Source organism: Mammaliicoccus sp. I-M35 (assembly GCF_022386455.1).
GTDB classification, from domain to species: Bacteria; Bacillota; Bacilli; order Staphylococcales; family Staphylococcaceae; genus Mammaliicoccus; species Mammaliicoccus sciuri_A.
On sequence record NZ_JAJNIL010000007.1, the window covers coordinates 150805 to 176499 of the forward strand.

The following is a 25695-nucleotide window of genomic DNA, read 5'->3' on the forward strand; positions in this document are numbered from 1 at the left end:
TACTTATAATAAGAAAGTAGAGATTGATATGAAATTTAAATTTTCAATTATTGCAATTACAGTATTATTAATCATTTTATTTATTAAAAGTTCCATTGAAACAGGTTCATTCGATATTATCAAATTACTAGGTATTATTGCGATAGCAATATTGTTATTCTGGGTTGATAGAAAATTAGAAAGACCTGTTAATAAAGCGAGTTTAAAAAGAGACATAAAAAAAGAATTCCAACACAAAGAGTAAATAAAAAATAAAAGCTTCTAGGATGCGTCATGTTATCCTAGAAGCTTTTTATTTATACATATTTTTTATCGGTTAATGTTTTGCCGTAAATATCTAATACAGCATCTAAGTCTGGGTAATGTTTTAACAATCGATAAGTAATAATCGCACATGCTTTAGCATCATTTAACGCATGATGGTGACCTTTAAAATCAATATTATAATAATCCATCATTGGCGCAAGTCCATATCTATGGTTGTTGACTGTTTTTCTAGCTAATATACATGAACAAAAATACGTTAATTCAGGAATTTCGATTTGGTGTTTAATGAGTGATTTAAACAATACAGTCATATCAAATTTAGCATTATGTGCTACAACTGGTAGTGTACCGATGAAATCCATCATATATGGAAACACGACATCGAAAGTAGGTGAATTTGTCACATCAGAAGGTTTAATTTTATGAATTTTAATATTTATATTTGAAAAATAATCTTCGGGATTCACTAATGTATAAAAAGTTTCTGTAATTTGATGATCAATTACTTTGACCATTCCGACAGAGCAAATACTTTCCGGACTTCCATTTGCTGTTTCAAAATCAAGTGCTACAAATGAAGACATGCCATCACTTCCTTTAGAAAGTTATTATAAACATTTGTTGGAATAATGTAAATGATGATGGTATGTAGATAGAATGAATAAAGACCATCTGCCATGAATAGTTCATGGAGATGGTCTTGTTTAAGTATTGTAAGACTATAAATTATTCAGCATCTTCATCGAAGTGACGAGAAGCTAAATCTTTTTCATAGATAAATAATGCGTTATTGTCTTCTTGAATTCTTTCTAAGTAGTCAATATGTGTTTCAAACATAGATTCTTCTTCAACTTGTTCATCCAAGAACCAGTTTAAGAATGAAATTGTAGCAAAGTCTTTTTCTTCTTTAGCAATTTCAGATAAATTGTAGAATCGACGTGTAACATCTTGTTCTTGAGCTAATCCATCTTTAAATGTTTCTAATAAAGAACTGAATTCAGTCTTAGGTGCATCTAAAGCTGTGAAAATAGCTTTTTCACCACGATCGTTAATATAGTCATATATTTTCATACCATGGAAACGTTCTTCTTTAGCTTGTTGAATATAGAAGTTTGCAAATCCATCGTAACTCTTATCTGCACAATAAGCTGCCATTGCCATATATGCATGTGCTGCGTAAAATTCATGATTCAACTGATTGTTTAAAGCATCTAAAATATTTTTAGATAACATAGAAATCTTCCCTTCTATAATAATTTTAACTTACATTTTTATTATACAATAACAACAAAATGAAACCAACGATTTGATACAGTTAAACACTTTTTTTAAAGCTTTTGAACGTGGTATAATGATGTGACAGAACAAGGAGGTAACGTATGAAGAAGTATGTTGCGAAAAATATAGCAAAGCTAGCTCGATATGCTAGTAGAAAAGTAGGTAAACAAGGTACGGATCTTCCGGGACAAATAGCTCGAAAAATAGACCCGCTTATTTTAAGAAAGTTAGCAAATGAAGTAGATGAAATCGTGATGATTAGTGGTACGAACGGTAAAACGACGACATCGAACTTAATAGGTTATACATTAAAGAAGAACAATATTGAAATTATACATAATACTGAAGGTGCCAATATGGCAGCTGGGATTACTTCAAGCTTTATTGTTCAATCTAATAAAAATACTAAAATTGCTGTTATAGAAATAGACGAGGGTTCTATACCAAGAGTGTTAAAAGAAATGACACCTTCTATGATGGTAGTGACAAACTTCTTTAGAGACCAAATGGATAGATTTGGTGAAATCGATACGATGGTAGATAATATTGCCAATTCAATCAAAGATAAAGGAATTAAACTATTACTGAATGCAGATGATCCTTTCGTTAGTCGATTAAAAATAGCAAGTGATGACATCGTATATTATGGTATGCAAAAAGGGATACATGAATTTGAACAAAGTACAATGGTTGAAAGTAAATATTGTCCTAATTGTGGTAGATTATTAAATTATAGTCATATACATTACAACCAAATTGGTCATTATACATGTGAATGTGGATTCAATAGAGCGACTCCACAATATGAAGTGACAGCATTTAAACAAGAACCATTTATACATGTCGGCTTAAATGATGCACATTTTGATATGAAGATTGCTGGTGATTTTAATGTATTTAATGTCATTGCAGCTTATTCAGTATTAAGAGAATTAGGTTTAAATGATCAATCTATTAAAGCTGGATTTGAAACATATACTTCTGATAATGGGCGTATGCAATACTATAGAAATAGTAAAAAAGAAGCGCTTATTAACTTAGCTAAAAACCCTGCAGGACTTAATGCAAGTTTATCTGTTGGTGAACAAATTGATGGAGAAAAAGTTTATTTAATCAGTTTGAATGATAATGGTGCAGATGGAAGAGATATTTCATGGATTTATGATGCAGACTTTGAAAAATTATCTAGACAGAATATCAAAACCATCATCTGTACAGGACAAAGAGCTGAAGAATTAGCATTAAGACTGAAATATGCTGAAGTTGAAGCGGAAGTTATTATAGAACATTCAATAGAAAAGGCAACGGAACTATCAATGACATACAATCAGTTTACAGTTGCAATTCCAAACTATACATCTTTATCACCAATGCATCGAACATTGAATAAAGCCTTCAAGGAGGAAGCGTAATGTCATCAATAAAAATATTTCATTTTATGCCAGATAAATTAAATTTATACGGAGATATTGGCAATATCATTGCACTGAAACAACGTGCAAAATGGCGTAATATAGAAGTAGAAGTAATAGATATAACAGATACTGATCAATTAAGTTTAGATGATTGTGACATTTTCTTTATTGGCGGTGGAAGTGATAGAGAACAAAGTTTAGCAACAGAGCAATTAAAGAAAATTAAAACACAACTTAAAGACGCAATTGAAGACGGCATGCCAACATTAACAATATGTGGAGGCTATCAATTTTTAGGATCTGAGTATGTAACACCTGATGGAACAAGATTAGAAGGTTTAAACATTCTTGATATTTATACAGAATCTAAGAAAGACCGTCTAATAGGAGATATTGTAATTGAATCAGAAACATTTGGACAAATTGTCGGTTTCGAGAATCATGGTGGAAGAACATATCACGAATATCCTACATTAGGTAAAGTCGTTGATGGGTATGGTAACAATGATACAGATAAGAAAGAAGGTATCCATTATAAAAATTTATTAGGTACATATTTACATGGACCAATATTACCTAAAAACCACGAAATCACGGATTACTTATTAAAACAAGCATGTATCCGAAAAGGTATAACATTCGAACCAGAACAACTAGACAATACAGTTGAAGAAGCGGCAAAACAAGCTATTATTAAACGATTGTTAAAAGCAAAATAATAAAAAGCGGCTGGGACATAAATTAATGTCTCAGCCGCTTTTTAATATTTTAGCTTAGTTATTTTGTTAATCTTGAATATCTATCGTTTAAAATTTTATTAATCATGAGTATTTCATAAATAATGTGACTTTTGATTTGGTTTTCATCAAATTCGTTCAGCCCTTTAACACTATTTTTTAAAGTGGATGCTGCATTTTTTTGTTTTTTATATTCATTTTCTTTTATTAAGTGTTCATAGGATTTGATGAAATTTGAGATTGCTGTGCGTTCTTTTTCGGTAAAGACGATGTGCGTATTCTCTGGTAAATATACTAGGTTTAATAAATGTGCGTTTAGTAGTCGGTTAATGTGATATTTCATTTCGACTTTTCTAATATGAGATTTAGATTCTTTCTTTGCTCTATGGTAATCGTATTCTTCTTTTTGGTATTTGATAAGTTGTTCAATTTTAGTGGCTTGTTGTTGTAATGTTGATACTTTTTTCATGGATAGGGCAGATTCATATTCACCTAGTAAGAGTTCTTTAAGTCTAGATATGTATATTTCTAAAATACTTTGATCCATTTTATGATTGATGTCTTCTATTTGATTTATATATTTAGGTGGCAAAATAATAAAATTGACGATGCCTGCTGTTGCAAGTCCAATTGTAGTCGTCGCTAATCGTGATACGAAATTATATACAAATGCTTCATGGATAACAGGAACCATTGCAACAGCTGTAATGGCAGCTACTAACATACCATCAAATAATTTAAGCTTATAACAAACTAAAATTGTGACGGTTGCTGCTAATGAATAACTTAAAGGTGATTCTCCAAAGAAGTATGTACTAATAACGGCAATAAATGCACCAAGTATTGAAGCGGGGAACCTAACAAATGCTTTCTTTAAGGATGCTTTAGCTGTAGGTTCAATTGTCACAATAGATGTGATAACCGCAAATATAGGATTTAAATTTAAAGACATACATATTAAAGCAGTTAAAAAAGTTGCTAATCCAGTTTTAATAATTCTTGCACCGATAATTCGAGATAACCAATTTTCTTTCATATTCAAAACTCCGAAATCATTTTTTTATAGTATAACATGCATTTTCTGATATAATGATAAACGACAAAAAAATTTTAAAAGAAAGAACGGGATTTAAATGATAATTCAAAACAATGAAGAACTTGAAGGCCTAAAAGAAATAGGTAAAATTTGTGCAATAATTCGTGATGAGTTAAAAGAAGCAACTAAACCCGGAATTACAACTAAAGAATTAGATAACATCGCAAAGGAAAGATTTGAAGAGTTAGAAGCAGAATCAGCACCTATTGCAGAGTATGATTTTCCTGGTTACACATGTATAAGTGTAAATGAAGAGGTTGCGCACGGTATACCTGGTAAACGTGTGATTAACGAAGGCGATCTTGTAAATATAGACGTTTCTGCTCGTAAAAATGGCTATTATGCAGATACAGGTATTTCATTTGTTGTTGGTAATGCAGATGATCCGAAAAAACAATTAGTAGTAGATGTAGCAGCTATGGCTTTTGAAGAAGCAATGAAGAAAGTTAAGCCAGGTGCTAAATTATCTCAAATTGGTAGAGCAGTAAATGCAACAGCACGTAAAAATGGCTTAAAAGTTATTAAAAACTTAACTGGTCATGGTGTAGGACGTTCATTACACGATTCACCACAACATGTTATGAACTATTATGATCCATTAGAAAAACAATTGCTTAAAGAAGGTATGGTACTTGCAGTAGAACCATTTATCTCATCAAATGCAACAATCGTTAGCGACGGTAAAAATGATTGGGCATTTGAAACGAAAGATAAAAGTTTCGTCGCTCAAATTGAGCACACAATTGTTGTAACTAAAGAAGGACCATTATTATTAACTAAATTAGAAGACTAAAAATATAAGAGGAGTGGATAGAATTGATTAAACATACAAGATTCTATACTACTCCTTTTTATTTTTCTAAGACTAAGGTCCTATTGAAAATTCAATCCTAGGTCCATTTTTAGAATTTAAATAACATTTTATAATAGAGTCTAATATGACAGAAGTAGGTGATTCTATGTTTAATGTTGTTTCAGATCAACTAAAGCAATTAATTCTTGTTTCATATTATGAAAGTTTAGATACATGTGCTAAACGCTTAGATGTTAAAATTAAAGCTATGAAGCAGTACTTAACGTATCTTGAACAAAAACGTTGTCAATTAAGTAAATTAATTGATAAATATACTTTAGAATTAGACAATAAGTATATGGACAAGATTGAAGATTTTAAAATTAAATGTGCTAAAAAATTAGAAGATCATGATTTACAATGGTTACAAAAGCAAATTAATATGTTAGAAAGTGAATTAGCGAAAATTGACGAAGCTATGAAAAGTACTTTAGATAAAATTGCTGAAACGATAGCTGAGCGTACGATGCTTACTCAGATGAATTCACTTCTCTAAAAAAGGAGTGGTATGTTGAAGAATAAATTTATATCAACGGAATTGTTGATCGTATTATCTGTATTGATGTTGTTATCAAACATTTACTATATTTTCTTTGAGAAAATTGGCTTATTACTCGTTGTTGTAATGGGTACGATATTTATTTATGTAGGGTATTTATATTTTCATAAATTACGGGGATTAATTATATTTTGGATAGGCGCCATTTTAATGATTTATGCATTACTTTCTAATCCATACATGCTTGCCATTTTATTTTTATTCTTAGTATTTTTAGTTATTAGATATCTTCTATATCGTAAGAAACCATTAAGAGTAGAACATGTCGATCAAACGTCCAATGAAAATATTAACGAATCATTTATAAAACAGCGATGGTTCTCTCCACAAAAGACACCACACTATATTTATAAATGGGAAGATATACAAATTCAACAAGCAATTGGAGATATTGAATTAGATTTATCTTTAGCTGCTAATTTATCTGAGCATAATGTTATTGTCGTGAGACAATATATTGGAAAGACGCAAATTATTGTTCCTTATAATTACCATGTACATGTACATATAACTGCTTTATATGGCAGATTATATATGAATGATCAAGTGTACAGAGTAAAAAATGAAACGGTACATTATGAGGAAAATAGTCATAAAAATTCATTTAAAGTTAATATATTCTTCTCAACATTTATGGGAGATGTTGAGGTGATTTATCGATGAATAACTACACGAGAATTATAGGTTCAATGCTTATTCTTGTTTATACAATTGTCGGCATTTTATTTTTCTTAGATCGAATTTTTATTAATATTATATATTTTCAAGGTTTATTTTACACACAAATATTAGGTGTACCAGCATTCCTGTTTATCAATATTGTAGTGATTTTACTATGTATCATAATAGGGACTGCAGTAGCCTACAAAATTAATCAACAGCATCATTGGATTAAAGAGCAAATCGAAAGATCTTTTCAAGGAGAAATGTTAGGTGTGAATCACCATGAAATTGATTTGCACAAAGAAACTTTAGAAATTTATCAAACATTAATTCCTTTGCATGAAGAACTATACACGTTGAGATTAAAGTCTCAACAAATAATTAATGAATCGTATCAAATGCAAGATTCTGTCGTTAAAAAAATCATAGAAGATGAACGACAAAGATTAGCAAGAGAATTACATGACTCTGTAAGTCAGCAATTATTTGCGGCAAGTATGATGTTATCTGCAATTAAATCATCAGAATTAAAAGAGCCATTAGCTAAACAAGTAGACTTATTAGAAAAAATGATACAAGATTCGCAATTAGAAATGCGTGCTTTATTATTACATTTAAGACCTTTAGGATTAAAAAATAAATCCCTTGGTGAAGGTATTAAAGATTTAGTAGTCGACTTGAAACAAAAAATACCAATGAAAGTTGTTTATGATATAGAAGATATAGAAATAGCCAAAGGTACGGAAGACCATCTATTCCGTATAACTCAAGAAGCCATATCTAATACGTTACGTCATTCTAAAGGTACAAAAGTTTCAATAGAGTTAATAGATACGAATGATTATGTTATATTACGTATACAAGATGATGGGGTAGGTTTTGACACATCTAAAAGAGATCCACAGAGTTATGGGCTAAATACAATGAATGAACGTGCATTAGAAATTGGAGCCACTCTCAATATTATTTCAATGCCTGAATCGGGAACGCGTATTGAAGTTAAGGTACCAAATAATAAGGAGGAACAATATGACAATTAGAGTATTATTTGTAGATGATCATGAAATGGTTCGAATCGGAATCTCTAGTTATTTATCTACACAAGAAGATATATCCGTCATAGGAGAAGCAGCATCAGGAAGAGAAGGTATTGAAAAAGCTGAAGAATTAGAACCCGATGTCATTTTAATGGATTTAGTGATGGATGATATGAATGGTATAGAAGCAACACAACATATAAAAAAGCATCAACCAAGTGTTAAAATCGTCATGTTAACAAGTTTCATTGAAGATAATGAAGTCTACCAAGCTTTAGATGCAGGTGTTGATAGTTATATATTAAAGACGACTTCTGCGGATGATATCGCAAATGCGATACGAAAGACGTACAATAAAGAGTCTATTTTCGAACCAGAAGTACTTGTTAAAATGAGAAATAGAATGAACCAGAAAGCTGAATTATTCGAAATGTTGACTGAACGAGAAATGGAAATATTATTATTAATCGCTAAAGGTTATTCAAACCAAGAAATAGCAAGTGCCTCACATATTACGATTAAGACAGTTAAAACACACGTTAGTAATATATTAAGTAAATTAGAAGTACAAGATAGAACACAGGCTGTTATATATGCCTTTCAACATAATTTAATATCATAATAAAAGAAGTTGAGCTTCCAGAAAGGAGCTCAACTTCTTTTATTTAGTATATTCATATCCATTTTGAATCACTTCTAAATCACCATTATGTGGATCAATTACGAGTCCATGTATCGGAACAGATTGATCAAATAATGGATGGTTATATACTTTTTGTATATTTGTTTGAACATTTTCAGTTACATCATCAAATCCTCTTAAGAATTGATGAATATTAATACCTGAATGTTCGATTGTGTTAAGTGTATCATCTGTGATACCACGGCTTTTCATTGTATCTATTACTGAATCAACATCTAAATTCCCCATACCACAGTCTTTATGACCCATGATAATGATTTCTTCAGCGCCAAGTGCATAAATCGCTACTAATAAACTTCGCATTGTAGAACCATATGGATGAGAAATAGTTGCGCCAGCATTTTTAACAACTTTGATATCGCCATTTTTAAAGCCTAATGCACGTGTAGAAAGTTCTGTTAATCGCGTATCCATACACGTGAGTAATACTGCTTTAGCGTTAGGTGTCTTTGTTGTTATAAGATTTTCATATTCCTTGTTTTCTATAAAAGCTGCATTATATTCTAAAATATCATTCAATAGAGGCATTAGTCATATCACCGTTTTCTGTTAAGTTATTAAATGCTTGTTCTTCTGGTGATCCATTTTTAAGCATTTTCTTCTGATGTAGTACTGCGTTTATTTCTGCACCGATGATAATAATTAATCCAGTTAAGAATAACCAAATCATGAGTACGATAATACCTCCGATACTACCGTATGTTTTAGAGTAGTTAGCGAAATTATTAACATATACACCAAATAAAGCACTTGAACCTAACCATGCAATTGTTGTAAAAGCTGCACCAGGAACAACTGATAATAATTTAATTTTGATGTTTGGTGCGAGTGTATAAAGTGTGATAAATACGATAAATGTCACAATTAATGGTAGTACGACTTTTATTAAACTAAATATCCAACGTAATTCAGATTCTAATCCTAAAGGACCAAATAATAAATTGCCGATTTGTTGACCAAATATAGGTAGTGCTATTGCAATACCAAATACAACAACCATAATAACTGTGAAGAAGACACTCATGATTTTAAGTATGATAGCATTTCTTCCATCTTCAACATCATAAGCGACATTAAATGCGTTCATTAAAGCAGTCATACCATTTGATGCAGACCATAATGCTGCGATTAAACCGAATGAGAATAAGCCACCACTAGCATTATTCATAACGTCATCAATTATCCCAGTAATTAACTTTGCCGTATCGCCAGGTGCATTTTCTGATATCATATTTGTAATTGTATCAGGGTTGACTTGGAATAACGGTATCAACGTTAACACAAATATTAGAGTAGGGAATAACGCAAGTAAGAAATAGTATGAAAGCTGTGCTGCAAGTCCTGTAGCATTATCCTTACCGATTCTGTAAATTAAAGTTGATAAAATATTACCGTCTTTCGTAAATTTAGCTGGCTTATTAATCTTTGAAACATAAAATATTTGGTTATCTTTCTTTGCTGTCTTAGATTCAAATTTTTGTGGTGGAATATAATATTCTTTCTTAATAGACTTTTTTTGTTCGTCTTTAAAGTTTTTAGCTTGTTCTAAAAATTTTGAGCTCGATTTATCATTTCCCATATAAATTCTCCTAATTTAATATGATGTTAAAAAAGACTAGGTTAGATGAATAAGCCTAGTCTTTAATATAAATTATGAATGGTTTGAACCTGAGATTTGTCTTTGATTCTTTTTCTCAATGAATGTATCTTTAGCATCCATAATTGATTGCTCTAATTCTGGATTTTTACGACGAATTTCTTCGATTACATCTTTCCAGTATAGAACTTCATCTTTAATTTGATCTAATTTAGAAGGTTCTCTTGAAGTGTTGCCTTCTTTAATGTTTTGCACTTGGTTTGATAACGATTGGCGAGTATTTTTATCAGCTAATGCAATAATTGCGCCAATTGTACCACCTATTAAAATAGCAGGAACTAATTTGTTTTGCATAATGTTTTTTCCCCTTTCAAGAATATAACTTTAAATTAACATTGACCTACATATCATATCACATATGAATCTCAAATTAGATAATATAGGCGTTAATATATGTTATAAATATCACTAATGTTGTTTATTCCCATAAATTTAGAGATATAAACACAATTGTAGTTTATAATAGTGCATTAGACAATAGCTTTTCAAAAGGCATAATATCTAAATTTCTGCCTATTTTAATTTTAAAATGGCCAGCTCTTGTCCATAATGTGATTTCACCGTTTAAATCAAGTAGTTTACCAGCATTCTCAGTAGACCACATTAGTATAATGTTATAAGGTATAGAGTAAGTTTCTATTTTCTTACCGGTGATACCTTGCATATCACGAATGATAATTCGTTTATTTGTAAATACGGCAGTATCTCTGAATGTCTTAAAAGCACTATAAGCTTCTTCGCCATCAACGAGATATTGCGAAATATTATCTGGTACTGCAACTTGTTCGAAAAGCGTCCATGAAAGTATATCTTGAACAGCCACTAGAATCACTCCTCACCTTATAATTCATGTTTATTGTATAAAATATTCATATAAATTGTAAAGTGAATATATAAGTTTGATAGTTTTAATTATAATTACTTTTTGCTAAACTAAATTTTGAAAGGATGATAAAAAATATGACAGAATCAATAGAACAAATGGTAGATGATTTAAAAGGCAAGCTACGATTAGTAAATACAAGTGTATTGAATAAAGATGCAATACCTGAAGAAAAGAAAGAAGAATTGAAAGAAATACATACTATGGTCATGTCTAGAAAAAACATTTCAGCTAGTGAAATGACAGCTATTACACAAGCTTTAGGTGACCTTAGAAAATAAACAAAGGTGGTTAAACAAATGGGTTATGAAAAACAGCTTCAAAAATATGCAGAGTTATTAGTGAAAGTTGGTTTGAATGTTCAGGAAAAAGAACCTGTATATATTCAAGCTTCAATTGATGCAAGTGAATTTGTACATTTAGTTGTTGAGGAAGCATACAAAATAGGGGCAGAAGATGTAAAAGTTAGTTACAAAGATGATAGAATTGCACAGCTTAAATATCAATATGAACCTGAATCATTTTTTGAGAATGTTAAACAATATGATATTGATGAAAAAATGGATTATTTAGATAGAAAAGCAGCGTTCTTATCAATTGTTTCATCTAGTCCAGATAGTTTAAAAGATGCTGATCCTAACAAGATCCGCAAATCTATGGCAGCAAACGGGAAAGCATTTAAAGACTATATGGTTGCCGTTCAAAGTGATCGCATGAGTTGGTGTGTTGCTTCATATCCATCAGTTGGTTGGGCTAAAATGATGTTCCCTGAATTAAGTGATGATGAAGCGGTCAATAAATTGCTTGAAACAATTTTAAAAACAGTACGAGTTGATCAAGAAGACCCAGTGAAAGCTTGGGAAGAACATGATCACTTATTACATGAAAAAGCGGATTATTTAAATAACAAAAAATATAAAGCATTACATTACAAATCAGAAGGTACTGACTTAACAATTGAATTACCAAACGGTCAATATTGGTCTGGTGCAAGTTCTGTAAACTCAAAAGGCAACAGCTTTGTAGCGAATATGCCTACTGAAGAAGTATTTACTGCACCTCATAAAAATGGTGTTAACGGAACAGTAAGTAATACATTACCTTTAAGCTATTCAGGTAATATTATTGATGACTTTACTTTAACATTTAAAGATGGTGAAGTAGTAGACTACAAAGCCGGTGTTGGTGAAGAAATTTTGAAATCGATTCTAGAAACAGATGAAGGTTCAAAACGACTTGGTGAGGTAGCATTAGTACCTGTTGATTCACCAATTTCTAACATGAACACGTTATTCTATAATACATTATTTGATGAAAATGCTTCTTGTCACATTGCATTAGGTTCAGCTTATGCATTTTGTATTGAAGGCGGGAAAGATATGTCAGCTGAACAGTTAGCTGAAAATGGTTTGAATGATTCAACAACACATGTTGACTTTATGATTGGTAGCAAAGATTTATCAATTGATGGCATTTTAGAAAATGGTGAGAAAGAACCAGTATTTAGAGATGGTAATTGGGCATTTTAAAAGATAGCCATTTAAGAATACATCATGTATAATAAAGATAAATAAAGTCTTTATAGCCATTCAAAGGAGGGGATATCATGAGTACACCAATGGAATGGAGTGTAATGATCGCATTTGTGTTCGCAATTTTTGCATTTGGCGGCGCATTAATGATGTATCTTGTTCAAACATTCGATAGTAGAGAGTCTGTACGAATTGATACTGCTGAAGAAGCACTAGAGAAGAAAGTCTTTGATGATGAGGAACATTATCATTAATAACAATGTATAGCCAGGGAAACCTGGCTATTTTTTTCAATAAAAATAGCAAATATCGAACGGGGTTATAATATGAAAACGAAGAAACCAATGAAAGAATCAAGAAGTGTAAAATCCATTCAAATATTTCCAGAGGACACAAATCACCACAATACGATGTTCGGTGGTAAATTAATGGCGGAAATTGATGAAATCGCAGCAATCGCAGCGATGAGACATAGTGGGAATTCAGTTGTAACAGCATCTACAGATTCAGTAGATTTCTTACAACCAATCGGAACGGGTGAAGTGATATCGTTAGTTTCATTTGTCACTTATGCAGGTAAATCATCTATGGAGATCTGTGTAAAAGTCATTAGTGAAGACAATATTAATCAAAAGAAACATTTAGCAGCGTATAGCTTTTTAACATTTGTTGCTTTAGATAAAGAAGGGAACAAAGCAGAAGTTCCAGCAATCTATCCTGAAACAGATGATGAAAAATGGTTCTATGAAAGTGCGCAAGATAGAGTGAAACTACGCCAAGAAAGAAGAAAAGAAAGCAAGAAAACATTAGACTTCATGTCTACAAAACTATATATCTAATTTAAATAAAGGGCTAGGACAACAATCGTTATCCTAGCCCTTTATTATATTATTGATTCATTCTTAATTCGTTTGCTTTAAAGTCAACATCTTTATAGTACATATCTTTTACGAGTAGATTTGGACCTAAACATCTCACTTTAGGACAGTGACAGTTAAGTGATTTTGCTAAAGATGAATTCATCCATGTTTGATATACATCTTCAAGTTTATCTTGTTTAATATTTGCGATAGATCCCGTTTCATCGCCGAAGTCTGTAACAATCACATCTCCAGAAAATACATTTACGTTTAATCTGCTTCTTCCATCTGGATCATTTCTTAAACTTACATTTTTAGATGATTTTAATCTAGATAATAAGTTTTGGTCTGATTCATTCATGAAACAAGGGTAAAAAGGTAACGTTCCAAATAACATCCAAGTATCTTCATCTCTAAAGTCTAAAATTTCATGAATAGTATCTTTCATTTCATCTAAACTCATAATATTTAACTGACTCGCAAAGTCAGAAGGGTACATAGGATGTATTTCATGACGACTACATTTCATATCATGAACAATTTCATTATGGATTTTTTGTAAATAAGGTTTCGTACTTTTATTTAACATCGTTTCAGCAGATACAAACATACCTTGTTCTGATAGTGTGGCAGAGTTTTGAACCATTTGTTCGTATAGACGATATCTTGCTTTTAAAGGTGGTTTCTTGTCCATCACATGGAAACCAACTTCACTGAATTCATCGATTGTTCCCCAGTTGTGTGAGATATGCATAACATCTATATACTCAGCAATTTCTAAATAACGATCAAGTGGTAACGTTAAATTAGAATTCATTTGCGTGTAAATGCCTCTTTTGTGTGCATATTTTAATAAAGGAACGACAGTTTCTCGAATTGATTTTTTACTGAACATTGGTTCTCCGCCAGTAATAGAGATAGTTTTTAAGTGAGGAACTTCATCAAGTCTCTTTAAAATTAAATCCATCGGTAACGTGTCAGGGTCTCGTAATTGCAACGTATAACCTACTGCACAATGTGCACAACGCATGTTACAGAGTGTAGTCGTTGTAAATTCTATATTACTCAGTTGTAATGAACCATGTTCATCTATATCGTTATAGGCTTCCCACGGGTCGTTTTTTACTGAAATAGGACTTTTCAAGTCGTATATCATGATATATCCTTCTTTCTGATTTTTTTCCTATCTATGAGCGTAACACTTGTTATCAAATTTTCCAATACTGATTTATGATTGTTTTTATACTTGTTATCATTCATAATAATATTATTAAAAATAAAGGAGTATTAAAATGAGTAAAAAAACATCACTTAATGAAATCAAACAAAGGTTATCAGACTTTTTAGATGAAATGGAAGCAATGAATCCTGAAGATATGGAAGTATCTGATGTAGATGAATGGATTGCTTTGCTTGATGAACTTGAGAAAAAAGTTCAAGCTATGCATGATTAATGGTGATCATAGATGAATGTTTCAGTAAAAGTAGGACAGAAGTTTCCTTTAACGATCAAACGATTAGGTATTAATGGTGAAGGTATTGGCTATTATAAGAAGAAGATAACATTTGTAGAAGGTTTATTGCCGGGAGAGGTTGGACTTGTCCAAGTTGTAAAAGCGAAACCAAATTTTATCGAAGCGAAAGTAGTCAAAATCCGTGAACGTAGTAAAGAAAGGGTTAAACCTAAATGTAAAGTTTATGATATTTGTGGTGGATGCCAACTGCAACATTTAAATTATGATGCGCAACTTTTATTCAAATCACAAATTGTAAAAGATGCGTTAACTAAATATGCGAAAAATATCCCAACAAAAATTGTAAAACCTACAATCGGTATGGATAATCCTTGGGGATACCGTAATAAAAATCAATTTCCTGTTCAGAAGAAAGGAAATCAACTCATTGCAGGCCTTTATGAAAAAGACAGTCATCAATTAATTGATATTAAAAAATGTCCAGTTCAAGATAAACGTACGATTCAAGTTACGAATGAATTGAGAAATATTTTGACAAATTTACAAGTTAAAGTATGTAGAAATCCAAATAAAGAACAAGGGCTAAGATATATTGTTACGAGAGTAGCAAAGCATAGTCAACAAATACAAGTTACGTTAGTTTGTACGGATGATCAATTGAAGTATAATCAGTCTCTTATTGATCAAATCATGAATTTGTCTTTCGTGGAAAGTTTATCCATCAATATTAATAAAGAGAAGACATCACGAGTACTTGGCAATCAAACGATTCATGTAAGTGGTAAACAACAAATTACAGAAACGCTTGGTCAATACTATTATGATTTATCGCCAGATTCATTTTTCCAATTAAATCCGGAACAAGCTACAAAAATGTACGGTGAAATTGAAGCTCAAGCGAATTTAACAGGTAATGAATCAGTTGTAGATGCATTTTGTGGAACAGGTACAATTGGTATTTGGCTTTCTAAAAATGCGAAAGAAGTAAGAGGTATGGATATCATTAAAGAAGGTATTGATGACGCCAAGAAAAATGCTGAACTCAATAATCGTCATAATGTACACTATGAAGTTGGTGATGCATATAAAGTTATGGATAAATGGATTAAAGAAGGTTTTAAACCAGACGTGATAACAGTTGATCCGCCAAGAACAGGATTAGGTATTAAAGCTGTTGAACTTATTAAATCCGTTCATCCAAAAACATTTGTGTATACAAGTTGTAATCCATCAACTTTAGCTAAAGATTTAGCACACTTATCTAAAAAATACAAAGTCGTAAGCATGCAACCTATTGATATGTTTCCACAAACAGCACAAGTAGAAGTCGTAGCAAAATTAGTTGCAAAATAAGTTTAAAACCTTTCAAAAGTGGTATATAAATATTAGACATACTATGAAAGGAAGAGATTGATATTATGAGTAAAAAAGTAGCAGCAGTTGTAACAGATTTATTCGAGGACGTTGAATTAACAAGTCCACAAAAAGCATTAACTGATGCTGGACATGAAGTTGTTATTATTGGTGAAGAAAAAGGTAAAGAAATCACTGGTAAAAAAGGCGAAAAAGTTACAGTAGAAGTTGGTATTGATGAAGCAAATGCTGCAGATTATGATGCAGTCTTAATTCCTGGCGGATTTTCACCAGATTTATTACGTGGAGATGAACAAGGACGTTTTGGCGAATTTGTTAAACATTTCGTACAAAATGAAAAACCTTCATTTGCAATTTGCCACGGACCTCAATTATTAATTGATACAGATTTATTAAATGGCAGAACTGTTACTAGTTTCTTGTCAGTTAGAAAAGACTTACAAAATGCAGGTGCAAAAGTCGTTGACGAATCTGTAGTCGTTGACAATGGCATCGTCACAAGTCGAACTCCAGACGACTTAGAAGACTTTAACCGTGAATCACTTGCATTGCTTCAATAGATGCTTTGATGAGCCACTCACTTTTATAGTGAGTGGTTTTTTTGTGCAGGCTATTATATAATTTTTTTATAATATGTAAGGAGCGTGGTTTATGGAAAGTAAGTATGATACAAAGTATTTTCAGTCATTAATAGGGCGCGCTGAATTAACCGAAAATATTTTGAAATCAATTCAAAATAAATCAAGTGGAAACGATGGCGAAAACTATTTTAGTGCTATTTTAAATTGTGATACGGATATCGTATATTTGAATGACTTTCAATTTACTTACAATAGTCAAGTTCAAATAGATACAATCGTCATCGATGATTATGCAATATATTTATTCGAGATAAAGAATTATAAAGGCATTTATTATTTAGAAGACACGTTGTTAAAAAATAATTTTGGAAGTACATTTACCTCACCGTTCATACAAATGGAACGAGCTAGAAATGAATTCAATAAACTATGTCACTATTTAGAAATTGGTAAACCCGTCATTTCAAAATTAGTCTTTACCAATCCTTACTTTAACTTCAAAAATAGAAACCTACTAAAAGATCAAGTTATCTTACCCTCAGAATTAGGCTCCATTACCCAACTTTTTAAAAATCAAAATCAATCAGAAAATATAAGAATTAAACAGAAACTATTGTCAGTAAGAAATTCATTTGATGCACAATACAGTAAAGGTGTGACAATACCGTTTGAACAAATCAATCCAGGTATTAAATGCCCTAGATGTAATCGCATGTTCACAGTAAAAAATGAACAAGACAAACAGAAATGTACATGCCAATATTGTGAGTCCGTCATGGATAAAAAGTATCTTTATGAATATAATTTGCAAGAACTGTATTATTTAAAACAAGAGCCATTCACTATCACCGAAGCAGTATGGTGGTTAGGAGGGAATAGTATTACTACAATTCGAAGAGTATGTGAACAAAACTTTAAAAGTATAGGTAAAAGGTATAAGAAATACTATATTTAGAATTAGATGAGTTAGCTAATTACCAGAATTCCGAATAATGGTAGTAAGAGCATTCTAATTACCAGAATTCAGAATAGTGGAAGTTACAGCATTCTAATTACCAGAATTCCGAATAGTGGTAGTAAGAGTATTCTAATTACCAGAATTCGAAATAATGGAAGTTACAGTGTTCTAATTACCAGAATTCAGAATAGTGGAAGTTACAGCGTTCTAATTACCAGAATTCAGAATAGTGGAAGTTCAGAGTTCTAATTAATACAATTTCAAAAAATGTCCCTAACATCCGTTAACAACCTCCATCACAATCTACAAAATTCCACATCTCAGCGCGCTATTTTAAAATTTTTATTGAAAATACTTAAATTTAACCCAACAGAAAAAGCAGTGAAGTTCTTCATAAACTTCACTGCTTCTTTATTTTTATTAGAAGAATCTTCTTATTAGTGTTTTGAGTGGTGGCATTTTTTCGAGTCTGTTTTCTTCTAATGCTGTTCTAATTTCGAATTTTGCATATCCTTTTGCTTCGTCCCATATAATTTTACCTGGTAATGGAGCAGCATCTGGATCTACTTTTACGTTAACAACTACAGGTTTATTCGCATTTTTAGCTTTTTCAAGTGTAGGGGCGATATCTTCTACATCTACGACATTGTAGCCTATACCGCCACAGCTATCTGCAAATTTAGCAAAGTCGATATCGCCTAAATCAATAGCGTATTCTAACTCACCAGCTGCTTGTTGTTCATATTTTATGAATGCTAATTCTTGGTTATTCAGTACGACAACGATAATTGGTAGTTTATATTGTACTGCTGTAACGAAGTCTTGCATAACCATCGCAAATCCTCCGTCACCTGTAATAGCAATTGCTTGCTTATCTGGATTTGCGACTTTACTTGCTATCGCTCCTGGTAATGCACAGCCCATCGTACCTAACCAAGATGACGTGATAAATTTATGGTTGTGACCGAGTTGTAAATATCTTGTACTCCATACTGTTGAAGTTCCGACGTCAACTGAAAATACTGTGTCATCTGTTGAAATTTTTTCTATTTCAGACATTAGTAATTCTGGTCTGATTGGCTTACTGTCATTATTTCTATCTTCTTCTAACCATCTGTTCCATGCTTTCATATTTTCTTGGCATGCTTTTAAGAATTTACGGCCGGTAACTTTTTCAGACGCTTCTGTTAAAGCAGCTAATACATTTTTTGTATCGCCTATTAAGCCGACATCAACATTAAAACGTTTGCCGATATTTGTTTGATTAATATCAATTTGTATACATGGTATATCTTTATCAGGTAAATAATCTACATAAGGATAATTTGTACCAACTAAAATTAATAAATCAGCATCTTTAGACGCTTCAAATGCTGGTTTAGTACCAATTTTACCTAAGTTACCCATGAAATTAGGATGTTTATCCGGTATGATACCTTTTGCTGGTAATGTAATTAAACCAGGTGCATCGATATGATCTAAGAAGTTAAGTAATTCTTCCTTAGCATCTTTAGCACCAACACCAGTTAGGACGACTGGTTTTTCACTTTTATTTATAAGTTCTACAGCTTTTTTAACATCTTCATCTTTAGCGTAAGTTACTGCATTTTCAAATTTATAAGTTTCTCTAGGGACATTGTCTTCAATTTTCTCACCTAGAACATCACTTGGAATCGTTAATACTGCAACGCCTTTTTTAGCATATGCAGTTTTGATAGCTTCATCTACAATTTCATGTACATTTTCAGCTGATTCTAATTGTTTATTATAAACAGCTACATCTTCGAAAAGGGCTGTTAAATTAACTTCTTGGAAGAATTTCGTGCCCAATAATTTCGAATCTGTTTGACCTGCTAAAACGAGCATAGGGACATTATCCATTTTAGCGTCATACATACCATTTAACATATGTATTGCGCCCGGACCACCAATACTTAATGCCACTGCTATCTTGCCTGTTAATTTGGCATAACTACTAGCAGCTAAAGTTGCAACTTCTTCGTGTCTTACATCATAGAATTTAATATTATCTTCTTCTGTTTTAAGTGCATCTACGACTTTATCTATTGAATCACCAGGTATGCCATATACGTGGTCAATTTGCCAATTCTTTAAGACTTGTACGAGTGCTTTGTTTGCTTTAATTTTTGCCATATAAAATTCCTCCTTATCGTTATCTATACCCAAATACGCTAAAAGTTATACTTATAAATAAGACTCAGGACTGATTTTGTTGTTTTTCAGTAAAAAGAAGTGTTTAAATTCATTATTACAAGCTATAATGATGTAAGAAATATGAATAAGGGAGAATACAGATGGGGCTATTTAAGAATAAGAAGAATGAAATACCACAACCTAATTCAGAAGAAGTTCAATATAGAAGATATCAACATTATTATCAAGAACCTGTACAGCCGAGAAAGAGAAAAAGAATTTCAAAGCTATTTGGTCTTGTAACAATACTTATTATACTAGCGATTGTATTTTATTTAGCAGTTATGTATATGTGGTCAAGAACATCTGATGTTGATGATTTAGTAAAAATTGAAGATAAACAATCTTATGTTCAAGTTGAAGATATGCCTGATTATACTAAAAATGCTTTTGTAGCAGTTGAAGATAAACGATTTTATGATCATGATGGAATTGACTTAAGAGGTGTATCACGTGCGCTTGCTGTAAGTTTGAAAAATGGTGAACTAACGCAAGGTGGAAGTACGATTACGCAACAAGTCGTTAAAAACTATTTCTATACGAATGAAACGCAACTCACAAGAAAAGTGAAAGAGATGTTTGTGGCGAAACGTGTTGAAGATAAATATAGTAAGAATGATATTTTGAGTTATTATGTCAATAATATCTATTTTGGTCAAAATAATTATACGATTGAAGAAGCGGCAAATTATTACTTCGGTGCGACAGTCGATAAAAATAATCCAAACCTTCCTCAAGTAACGGTATTACAAAGTGCAATTTTAGCTAGTGTCGTAAATGCACCATCCAATTTTGATATTAATAATATTAGTGATAGTTATATGACACGTATCAAAACAACGCTTGAAAAAATGAAACAACAGAATTATATTACTGAATCAGAGTATACTGAAGCTATAAATGAATTAAATCAATAATAAACACACTGAGTTAAGAGATTAAACTTTTAAACTCAGTGTGTTTTATTGTATCCTATATATATGTGTGGAGGGATGTAAAATGCTTAAAATAACTAAACTTGAAGTACAAAAGAAAAACAAAGAACGTTTAAATTTATTTATTAATAATGAATTTGAAATGGGTATTGATCAAGCAACATACATCTACTTTAATTTAAGAAAAGATTTAGAAATTACAAAAAGTAAGTTACAAGAAATTAAGGACTACGATCAATATAGACAGGCACTTAATCAAGCGATTGTCTATTTATCACATAAAAAGCGTACGAAATATGAAGTGGAAAAATATTTAACAGACAAAGAATATGGCACTGACTTAATTGATAGAGTGATAGAGTATTGTCAATCTAATAAATACATAGACCATAAAGATTATATTGAAAGTTTAAAAAACACCATTTTAAAAACAACGGATAAAGGTCCTGACCATTTTGAAAGAGTAGCTAAAGAAAAAGGTATAGAACAAGATTTAGTATACGAATTCAAAGAAAAGTTTGAAATGGAAATGGCGGAAGATCGCATTCCGAATATCGCAAAAAAGATTATGCAAAAAAAGAAACAACCTCCAAACCGTTTAAAGCAAACGATTGTCCAAACACTTCAACAAAGAGGCTATGCTTTTTCATTAATCAATGAACATCTAACAGATTTGAATATTGAACCGACATCTGATGATGTTGAAAATATTTTGATGAAAGATTTGGAAAAGGTATATAATAAATATCAAAAGAAATATAATGGATATGAACTTAAGTCACATGTTATTCAAGCACTCGTAAGAAAAGGGTATACATTTGAAATGATTAATGACAAATTAGTAGAAAGTGGTATTGTAGATGAATAATGATAAAAAATTTGTTGAAATGACAGAATATGAACTTAAAAACGCAATTGCTGAATATCGCGAAAAGATGAGAAAATCAGAAATGATGGGTATACTAAATGAATATGAAGTATATAAGAGAAAAGCGCTCATAGCAGAAAGTTACCTTGTCGACACTTCAAAAATAGAAGTCGGTAAAGTATATGGCTTAATAGGTGACACACCTAGTTACTTTAAAGTAGAACGCATTAATGGTGTATTTGCTTGGGGATTTAGATTAAAAGGATCAAAAATTGAAGAAGGCATTCCTGTAAGTCTTCTACAACTATAATGGTGGTGCAGAATGACACAGCAAATATTACTGAGAGTTGTTAACGCAACTAAATATTATTATATAAGTAAAGAACAGAATAAATTCAAATCATTATTTAAGTTAAAGCACCTTAATAAAGACATTGTACTTAAAAATGTTACCGTGCATCTTTATAGAGGCGAAGTGCTGGGCATTATCGGCGATGATCAGTCTGGTAAAGAAATGATCAGTAAATTAATGATTAAAGAAGTTGCACCTAATTTAGGTAAAGTAACAAATCATGCACAAACATTTTTAGCGGATGTTAGACATAAAGCTGATGATCATCAAACATTAAATGAAATGATTATTCGTACTTTGAGTTTATCCGGTGTAGAGATTAGAGACATTACGACGATTCAAAGACAAATATTAAGCTTTGCCAAATTATCGGATAAAGCTTCAAAGACGTGCCAAGATATTAATGAAGCAGAATATGCGCAGTTGTTAGTTAGTATAGCCAAATATATGAGACCTACCGTTGCAATTTTTACGAACATCATTCAATACTTAGACGAATCATTTCAGAAGAAGTTCCATGAATTTTTAAATGAACAAAAAGAATACGATCGTGCAGCTGTTGTTATTGATGACCATATACACTCAATTGAGAAAATGAGTAACTATCTTATCTGGCTAACTTATGGTCAAGTTAGAAAAGAAGGTACCGTTAAAGAAGTATTAGGTCATTACCGAGAATATCATAAGAAATATAACCAAATTCAAGATAAAGACCAAAAAGAACTTTACGATCTTAAATGGAAGATGGCTCAACAAGAACTTCCTATAGCGCACGGCGAAGGTTATAAAAGAATGCGTAAATATCAATACGGTAGAGTGCCGAAATCTATTGAGAAAATGATATTTTATGGCTTAACATTTATCTTTGGTGCTACATTAGCAGCGCTATTTATGTTTATAGGTGTGGGTAGCTCGCCTACAGAAAAAGAAGTTACATCAAAACAGGTCATCACAACAAATAGTGAACCAAAATACATAGATAAGTCAGCTTATGTCCTATCGCTGAAACATGATACAGAACTCACACCTTCATCCAAAGGCTCAAAGTTGAAATTACCTCAGTATAGTTTTGTAGATGTAACAGGTGAAAATCAATCTAATTATAGACTTGAAGTAGATGACAAGACTTATATCTCTAAGAAGAATAACTTGTACTTTTTCAATCCGGCAGGACTATATGAAGACGTTGATTGGTCAGATTTAGAAGATTATGTTGATGATAGTTATTTAAATTATATAGATTTTTATAACAGCTTTATGCATAAATCACATAAGAAAGTTTCTGAGACCATTACAGCTGATAAAGCAAACCGATTTAATGAACAAATGGAAGGCCAAAAAGTACATATGGTTTTCGACAGTGATAATCAACTAACTGGTTTTACATTTGATATGAAAAACAAAGCTAAATTAGTTAAGAAATATAATATTTCAAGTGACACTTGGGTAGTTAAATCAAGAGATGGCTTTATGATAGCAGACTTAGCAGAAAACAAATGGATTTTTATTCAATTATAGGAGGTCAATATGAACGAATTATTTGAACAACATATTAAACATTTTCCACATATGCTTAAATATTGCTTCTATGAAGTTAAAACTCATTATAAATATTATGTATCTGCTTTTGCTATCATGTTAGTATTATTGATCTTCACATATTTGAAGTTATGGATTACTGATGCGATAGATGTACAACAATCAACGTCTTATTATAAATTGATTGGCTTTTTCGCTTACATGTGGGTCTTTTTATCACTTTTCAATTCTGAAAAGACAGTCAGAAAGCAAGGAGCACTTTATAATAGATTATCAGTACCGTACTATGTTGGTGCTTCTTCACAAGTATTTTTAACGATGATTATGTTCTTGATTGTTGTAACACTTACTGGTATAGTTTCAACATTTTCGACATCAAATTTAATCGAAATTAATCATTTAGGATTTTTCTATTATTTAGTGATGGCATACATATTACTTGTACCAGTAGCATCTATTATCGGCGTGTTTGGTAAATATGTATATTCTGCAAGGTTTATCGTTTTCGGATTATTGATTGTATTATTATTTGTCGTACCGATATTGTATGTACCTAATAATATGTATGCAGTTTGGGTCAATGTCTTAAAACTCAATCCATTATTCTATATTATTAATGGGTTCCAACAATCAATGGTGTTAGGTAACGCATCCGTTACGAATTTGCCATATCATATTCTGTTCTATTTTGAAGTAGCATTTATCTATTTAGCTTGGATCAATATTAATAAAGCTTATAAAACTGAATACTTTAAATAAAAAAATTAAGGCTGAGATGATTTAATCGTCTCAGCCTTAATTGTATTTCTAAGCTTCAAGTTTTTTCATTAATTTTTCTTCGGTAAATACCCAACCGATATATGAGTTTGTCACTTTCATATCATCATCTAAATGTAGTATAGCTACAAATGGGTAATGACCATTCTTCAAATATCTTAAATCAATAAATCTTAGTTCTGTTGTTTTTTTATCTATTCTTGTAACTTCCCATCGATAAATAGAACTGAAACTTAAGAAAGATCTTAAATTCTCATCATATTTAGCATAAGCCATTATATGGTCATTCGGGAATGCTTGTCTTTTGAATACATCATTAAATGCTACGTTACGACCATAACTACGTCCAACATAATCATGTGTTTCAGTTTGAATGGCAATTCGCCATTCCATAAATCGTATTGTCGGTGCAACAAATATTTTAACAGGATTATCTTCTTGTTGTATTTGTTTTAAAGCTTGGTCTTTTATCGCTTTTTGTAATATGAATCGCACAATATAATAGAATATTAACAAGAAGTATAATGTACCAAAAGCAATGCCAGCATTAACACCGAGTGTCCAGAACAGTATGGCAACTAAGTGTGCTACAAAAATAATGGGGTCAAACGTATTAATAATACTTAATTGAATCCATTTATTAGATATCGGTCTAAGCGCCTGTGTACCATATGAATTAAAAATATCTACAAAAACATGAAAGAATACGGCAAATTGCGTCCATAACCAAATATGCAAGACATCTACTCCTGGAAAGATAACGAATATTAGAAACGTTAATATTAAAGGCCATAATAATGTAAAAGGTATAGAATGAGTGATACCTCTATGGTTTTTAACATATATCGCATTATTTTTTAATTTTAATACTGTATCAATATCAGGTATTTGTGATCCGACCATTATACCAGTTGCCACTGCAGCAAATGTAGGTGTAACATGTGGATCTAATGTTGCAAGACCAGTTAACGCAACACCCATAACAACGTGTGTACCAGTATCCATAAAAATCACCACTTTACTTTAATCTATATGATATATATTATATAGCATATGCATAGTAATCTGAAAGCAATTCACAA

General features: G+C 31.4%; 31 protein-coding genes. 21 read left to right on the forward strand and 10 right to left on the reverse strand.

The features are described 5' to 3' along the window. The first annotated feature begins 28 nt into the window (after window positions 1-28). Window positions 29-244, forward strand: a complete 216-nt coding sequence (locus LQ679_RS09685) for a hypothetical protein (protein WP_048540669.1) — start codon at window positions 29-31, stop codon at window positions 242-244. A gap of 52 nt (window positions 245-296) precedes the next feature. Here the strand turns inward: LQ679_RS09685 and LQ679_RS09690 are convergent, their stop codons facing one another. After that, window positions 297-851: a 3'-5' exonuclease gene (locus LQ679_RS09690; RefSeq protein ID WP_126477100.1), complete on the reverse strand. Its 555-nt coding sequence runs from the start codon at window positions 849-851 to the stop codon at window positions 297-299. Window positions 852-993: 142 nt separating this feature from the next. Further along, the gene (locus LQ679_RS09695; protein WP_025905146.1) at window positions 994-1500 is read right to left on the reverse strand and encodes a ferritin; all 507 of its coding nucleotides are present in this window, start codon (window positions 1498-1500) and stop codon (window positions 994-996) included. A 146-nt stretch (window positions 1501-1646) separates the two neighbouring features. Between LQ679_RS09695 and murT the strand changes: the two genes are divergently transcribed. Further along, complete coding sequence (murT, locus tag LQ679_RS09700; RefSeq protein WP_204173704.1) at window positions 1647-2957, forward strand: lipid II isoglutaminyl synthase subunit MurT; 1311 nt, start codon at window positions 1647-1649, stop codon at window positions 2955-2957. Beyond that, entirely contained in the window at window positions 2957-3679 is a 723-nt protein-coding gene (gatD, locus tag LQ679_RS09705) for a lipid II isoglutaminyl synthase subunit GatD (RefSeq protein ID WP_037590448.1), read from the forward strand. The genes murT and gatD overlap by 1 nt, the downstream gene beginning before the upstream one ends. A 58-nt stretch (window positions 3680-3737) precedes the next feature. Here the strand turns inward: gatD and LQ679_RS09710 are convergent, their stop codons facing one another. Next, on the reverse strand, window positions 3738-4733 hold the full coding sequence (locus tag LQ679_RS09710; protein WP_191835831.1) for an FUSC family protein: 996 nt from the start codon (window positions 4731-4733) through the stop codon (window positions 3738-3740). A gap of 97 nt (window positions 4734-4830) precedes the next feature. Here LQ679_RS09710 and map point away from each other — a divergent pair, with 97 nt between their 5' ends. The 5 genes from map to LQ679_RS09735 all read left to right on the forward strand — a co-directional run bounded on the left by map (window position 4831) and on the right by LQ679_RS09735 (window position 8527). Next, window positions 4831-5586 carry a type I methionyl aminopeptidase gene (gene map, locus LQ679_RS09715; RefSeq protein WP_025905150.1) on the forward strand — a complete coding sequence of 252 codons (756 nt, stop codon included), beginning with the start codon at window positions 4831-4833 and terminating at the stop codon, window positions 5584-5586. 145 nt (window positions 5587-5731) lie between these two features. Beyond that, a complete protein-coding gene (locus LQ679_RS09720) occupies window positions 5732-6142 on the forward strand; it encodes a hypothetical protein (RefSeq protein ID WP_235906914.1) in 411 nt (136 codons plus the stop codon). A 15-nt stretch (window positions 6143-6157) separates the two neighbouring features. Continuing rightward, entirely contained in the window at window positions 6158-6868 is a 711-nt protein-coding gene (liaF, locus tag LQ679_RS09725; protein ID WP_204188920.1) for a cell wall-active antibiotics response protein LiaF, read from the forward strand. Continuing rightward, a complete protein-coding gene (locus LQ679_RS09730; protein WP_037590451.1) occupies window positions 6865-7908 on the forward strand; it encodes a sensor histidine kinase in 1044 nt (347 codons plus the stop codon). The genes liaF and LQ679_RS09730 overlap by 4 nt, the downstream gene beginning before the upstream one ends. After that, entirely contained in the window at window positions 7898-8527 is a 630-nt protein-coding gene (locus tag LQ679_RS09735) for a response regulator transcription factor (protein ID WP_025905154.1), read from the forward strand. The genes LQ679_RS09730 and LQ679_RS09735 overlap by 11 nt, the downstream gene beginning before the upstream one ends. A 39-nt stretch (window positions 8528-8566) precedes the next feature. Here LQ679_RS09735 and LQ679_RS09740 read toward each other — a convergent pair whose 3' ends face one another. From LQ679_RS09740 to LQ679_RS09755, 4 genes are all read right to left on the reverse strand, one after another. Beyond that, window positions 8567-9136, reverse strand: a complete 570-nt coding sequence (locus LQ679_RS09740) for a beta-class carbonic anhydrase (protein ID WP_037590452.1) — start codon at window positions 9134-9136, stop codon at window positions 8567-8569. Beyond that, entirely contained in the window at window positions 9120-10187 is a 1068-nt protein-coding gene (locus LQ679_RS09745) for a YihY/virulence factor BrkB family protein (RefSeq protein ID WP_025905156.1), read from the reverse strand. Before LQ679_RS09745 ends, LQ679_RS09740 begins: the two co-directional genes overlap by 17 nt. 72 nt (window positions 10188-10259) lie before the next feature. Then, window positions 10260-10559 (reverse strand): YtxH domain-containing protein, encoded by a 300-nt coding sequence (locus LQ679_RS09750; protein ID WP_025905157.1) that lies wholly within the window; start codon window positions 10557-10559, stop codon window positions 10260-10262. A 163-nt stretch (window positions 10560-10722) separates the two neighbouring features. After that, window positions 10723-11088, reverse strand: coding sequence for a PH domain-containing protein (locus tag LQ679_RS09755; protein ID WP_025905158.1), 366 nt, complete (start codon window positions 11086-11088; stop codon window positions 10723-10725). A 137-nt stretch (window positions 11089-11225) separates the two neighbouring features. On the opposite strand from LQ679_RS09755, the gene LQ679_RS09760 reads away from it, so the two are divergent. From LQ679_RS09760 to LQ679_RS09775, 4 genes are all read left to right on the forward strand, one after another. Next, window positions 11226-11429 carry a DUF1128 family protein gene (locus tag LQ679_RS09760; protein WP_025905159.1) on the forward strand — a complete coding sequence of 68 codons (204 nt, stop codon included), beginning with the start codon at window positions 11226-11228 and terminating at the stop codon, window positions 11427-11429. Between the two features lie 18 nt (window positions 11430-11447). Further along, complete coding sequence (locus LQ679_RS09765) at window positions 11448-12677, forward strand: aminopeptidase (RefSeq protein ID WP_126477098.1); 1230 nt, start codon at window positions 11448-11450, stop codon at window positions 12675-12677. A gap of 77 nt (window positions 12678-12754) precedes the next feature. Further along, window positions 12755-12934 (forward strand): hypothetical protein, encoded by a 180-nt coding sequence (locus LQ679_RS09770; protein WP_037590455.1) that lies wholly within the window; start codon window positions 12755-12757, stop codon window positions 12932-12934. Window positions 12935-13006: 72 nt separating this feature from the next. Then, on the forward strand, window positions 13007-13519 hold the full coding sequence (locus LQ679_RS09775; RefSeq protein WP_037590456.1) for an acyl-CoA thioesterase: 513 nt from the start codon (window positions 13007-13009) through the stop codon (window positions 13517-13519). A gap of 49 nt (window positions 13520-13568) precedes the next feature. Here LQ679_RS09775 and yfkAB read toward each other — a convergent pair whose 3' ends face one another. Beyond that, window positions 13569-14696, reverse strand: a complete 1128-nt coding sequence (gene yfkAB / locus LQ679_RS09780; protein ID WP_239762576.1) for a radical SAM/CxCxxxxC motif protein YfkAB — start codon at window positions 14694-14696, stop codon at window positions 13569-13571. 136 nt (window positions 14697-14832) lie between these two features. Here yfkAB and LQ679_RS09785 point away from each other — a divergent pair, with 136 nt between their 5' ends. The 4 genes from LQ679_RS09785 to LQ679_RS09800 all read left to right on the forward strand — a co-directional run bounded on the left by LQ679_RS09785 (window position 14833) and on the right by LQ679_RS09800 (window position 17925). Then, window positions 14833-14994, forward strand: a complete 162-nt coding sequence (locus LQ679_RS09785) for an SE1561 family protein (protein ID WP_049320382.1) — start codon at window positions 14833-14835, stop codon at window positions 14992-14994. Window positions 14995-15006: 12 nt separating this feature from the next. After that, window positions 15007-16368, forward strand: a complete 1362-nt coding sequence (gene rlmD, locus LQ679_RS09790) for a 23S rRNA (uracil(1939)-C(5))-methyltransferase RlmD (RefSeq protein ID WP_159315345.1) — start codon at window positions 15007-15009, stop codon at window positions 16366-16368. Between the two features lie 65 nt (window positions 16369-16433). Next, complete coding sequence (locus LQ679_RS09795) at window positions 16434-16949, forward strand: type 1 glutamine amidotransferase domain-containing protein (RefSeq protein WP_025905630.1); 516 nt, start codon at window positions 16434-16436, stop codon at window positions 16947-16949. A 91-nt stretch (window positions 16950-17040) separates the two neighbouring features. Beyond that, window positions 17041-17925, forward strand: coding sequence for a nuclease-related domain-containing protein (locus LQ679_RS09800; protein ID WP_204188922.1), 885 nt, complete (start codon window positions 17041-17043; stop codon window positions 17923-17925). A 423-nt stretch (window positions 17926-18348) separates the two neighbouring features. Here LQ679_RS09800 and LQ679_RS09805 read toward each other — a convergent pair whose 3' ends face one another. Continuing rightward, window positions 18349-20082, reverse strand: a complete 1734-nt coding sequence (locus tag LQ679_RS09805) for a pyruvate oxidase (RefSeq protein ID WP_239762578.1) — start codon at window positions 20080-20082, stop codon at window positions 18349-18351. A 161-nt stretch (window positions 20083-20243) separates the two neighbouring features. Here LQ679_RS09805 and sgtB point away from each other — a divergent pair, with 161 nt between their 5' ends. From sgtB to LQ679_RS09830, 5 genes are all read left to right on the forward strand, one after another. Continuing rightward, complete coding sequence (gene sgtB / locus LQ679_RS09810) at window positions 20244-21059, forward strand: monofunctional peptidoglycan glycosyltransferase SgtB (RefSeq protein ID WP_025905627.1); 816 nt, start codon at window positions 20244-20246, stop codon at window positions 21057-21059. 82 nt (window positions 21060-21141) lie between these two features. Next, entirely contained in the window at window positions 21142-21945 is an 804-nt protein-coding gene (gene recX, locus LQ679_RS09815; RefSeq protein WP_159315343.1) for a recombination regulator RecX, read from the forward strand. Continuing rightward, window positions 21938-22255 carry a YfhH family protein gene (locus tag LQ679_RS09820; RefSeq protein WP_025905625.1) on the forward strand — a complete coding sequence of 106 codons (318 nt, stop codon included), beginning with the start codon at window positions 21938-21940 and terminating at the stop codon, window positions 22253-22255. Before recX ends, LQ679_RS09820 begins: the two co-directional genes overlap by 8 nt. A gap of 12 nt (window positions 22256-22267) precedes the next feature. Beyond that, window positions 22268-23815, forward strand: a complete 1548-nt coding sequence (locus LQ679_RS09825; protein ID WP_025905624.1) for an ABC transporter ATP-binding protein — start codon at window positions 22268-22270, stop codon at window positions 23813-23815. A gap of 9 nt (window positions 23816-23824) precedes the next feature. Next, entirely contained in the window at window positions 23825-24595 is a 771-nt protein-coding gene (locus LQ679_RS09830) for an ABC transporter permease (RefSeq protein ID WP_058611102.1), read from the forward strand. Window positions 24596-24643: 48 nt separating this feature from the next. Here the strand turns inward: LQ679_RS09830 and LQ679_RS09835 are convergent, their stop codons facing one another. Further along, window positions 24644-25618, reverse strand: coding sequence for a metal-dependent hydrolase (locus LQ679_RS09835; protein WP_025907185.1), 975 nt, complete (start codon window positions 25616-25618; stop codon window positions 24644-24646). Between the last annotated feature and the right edge of the window lie 77 nt (window positions 25619-25695).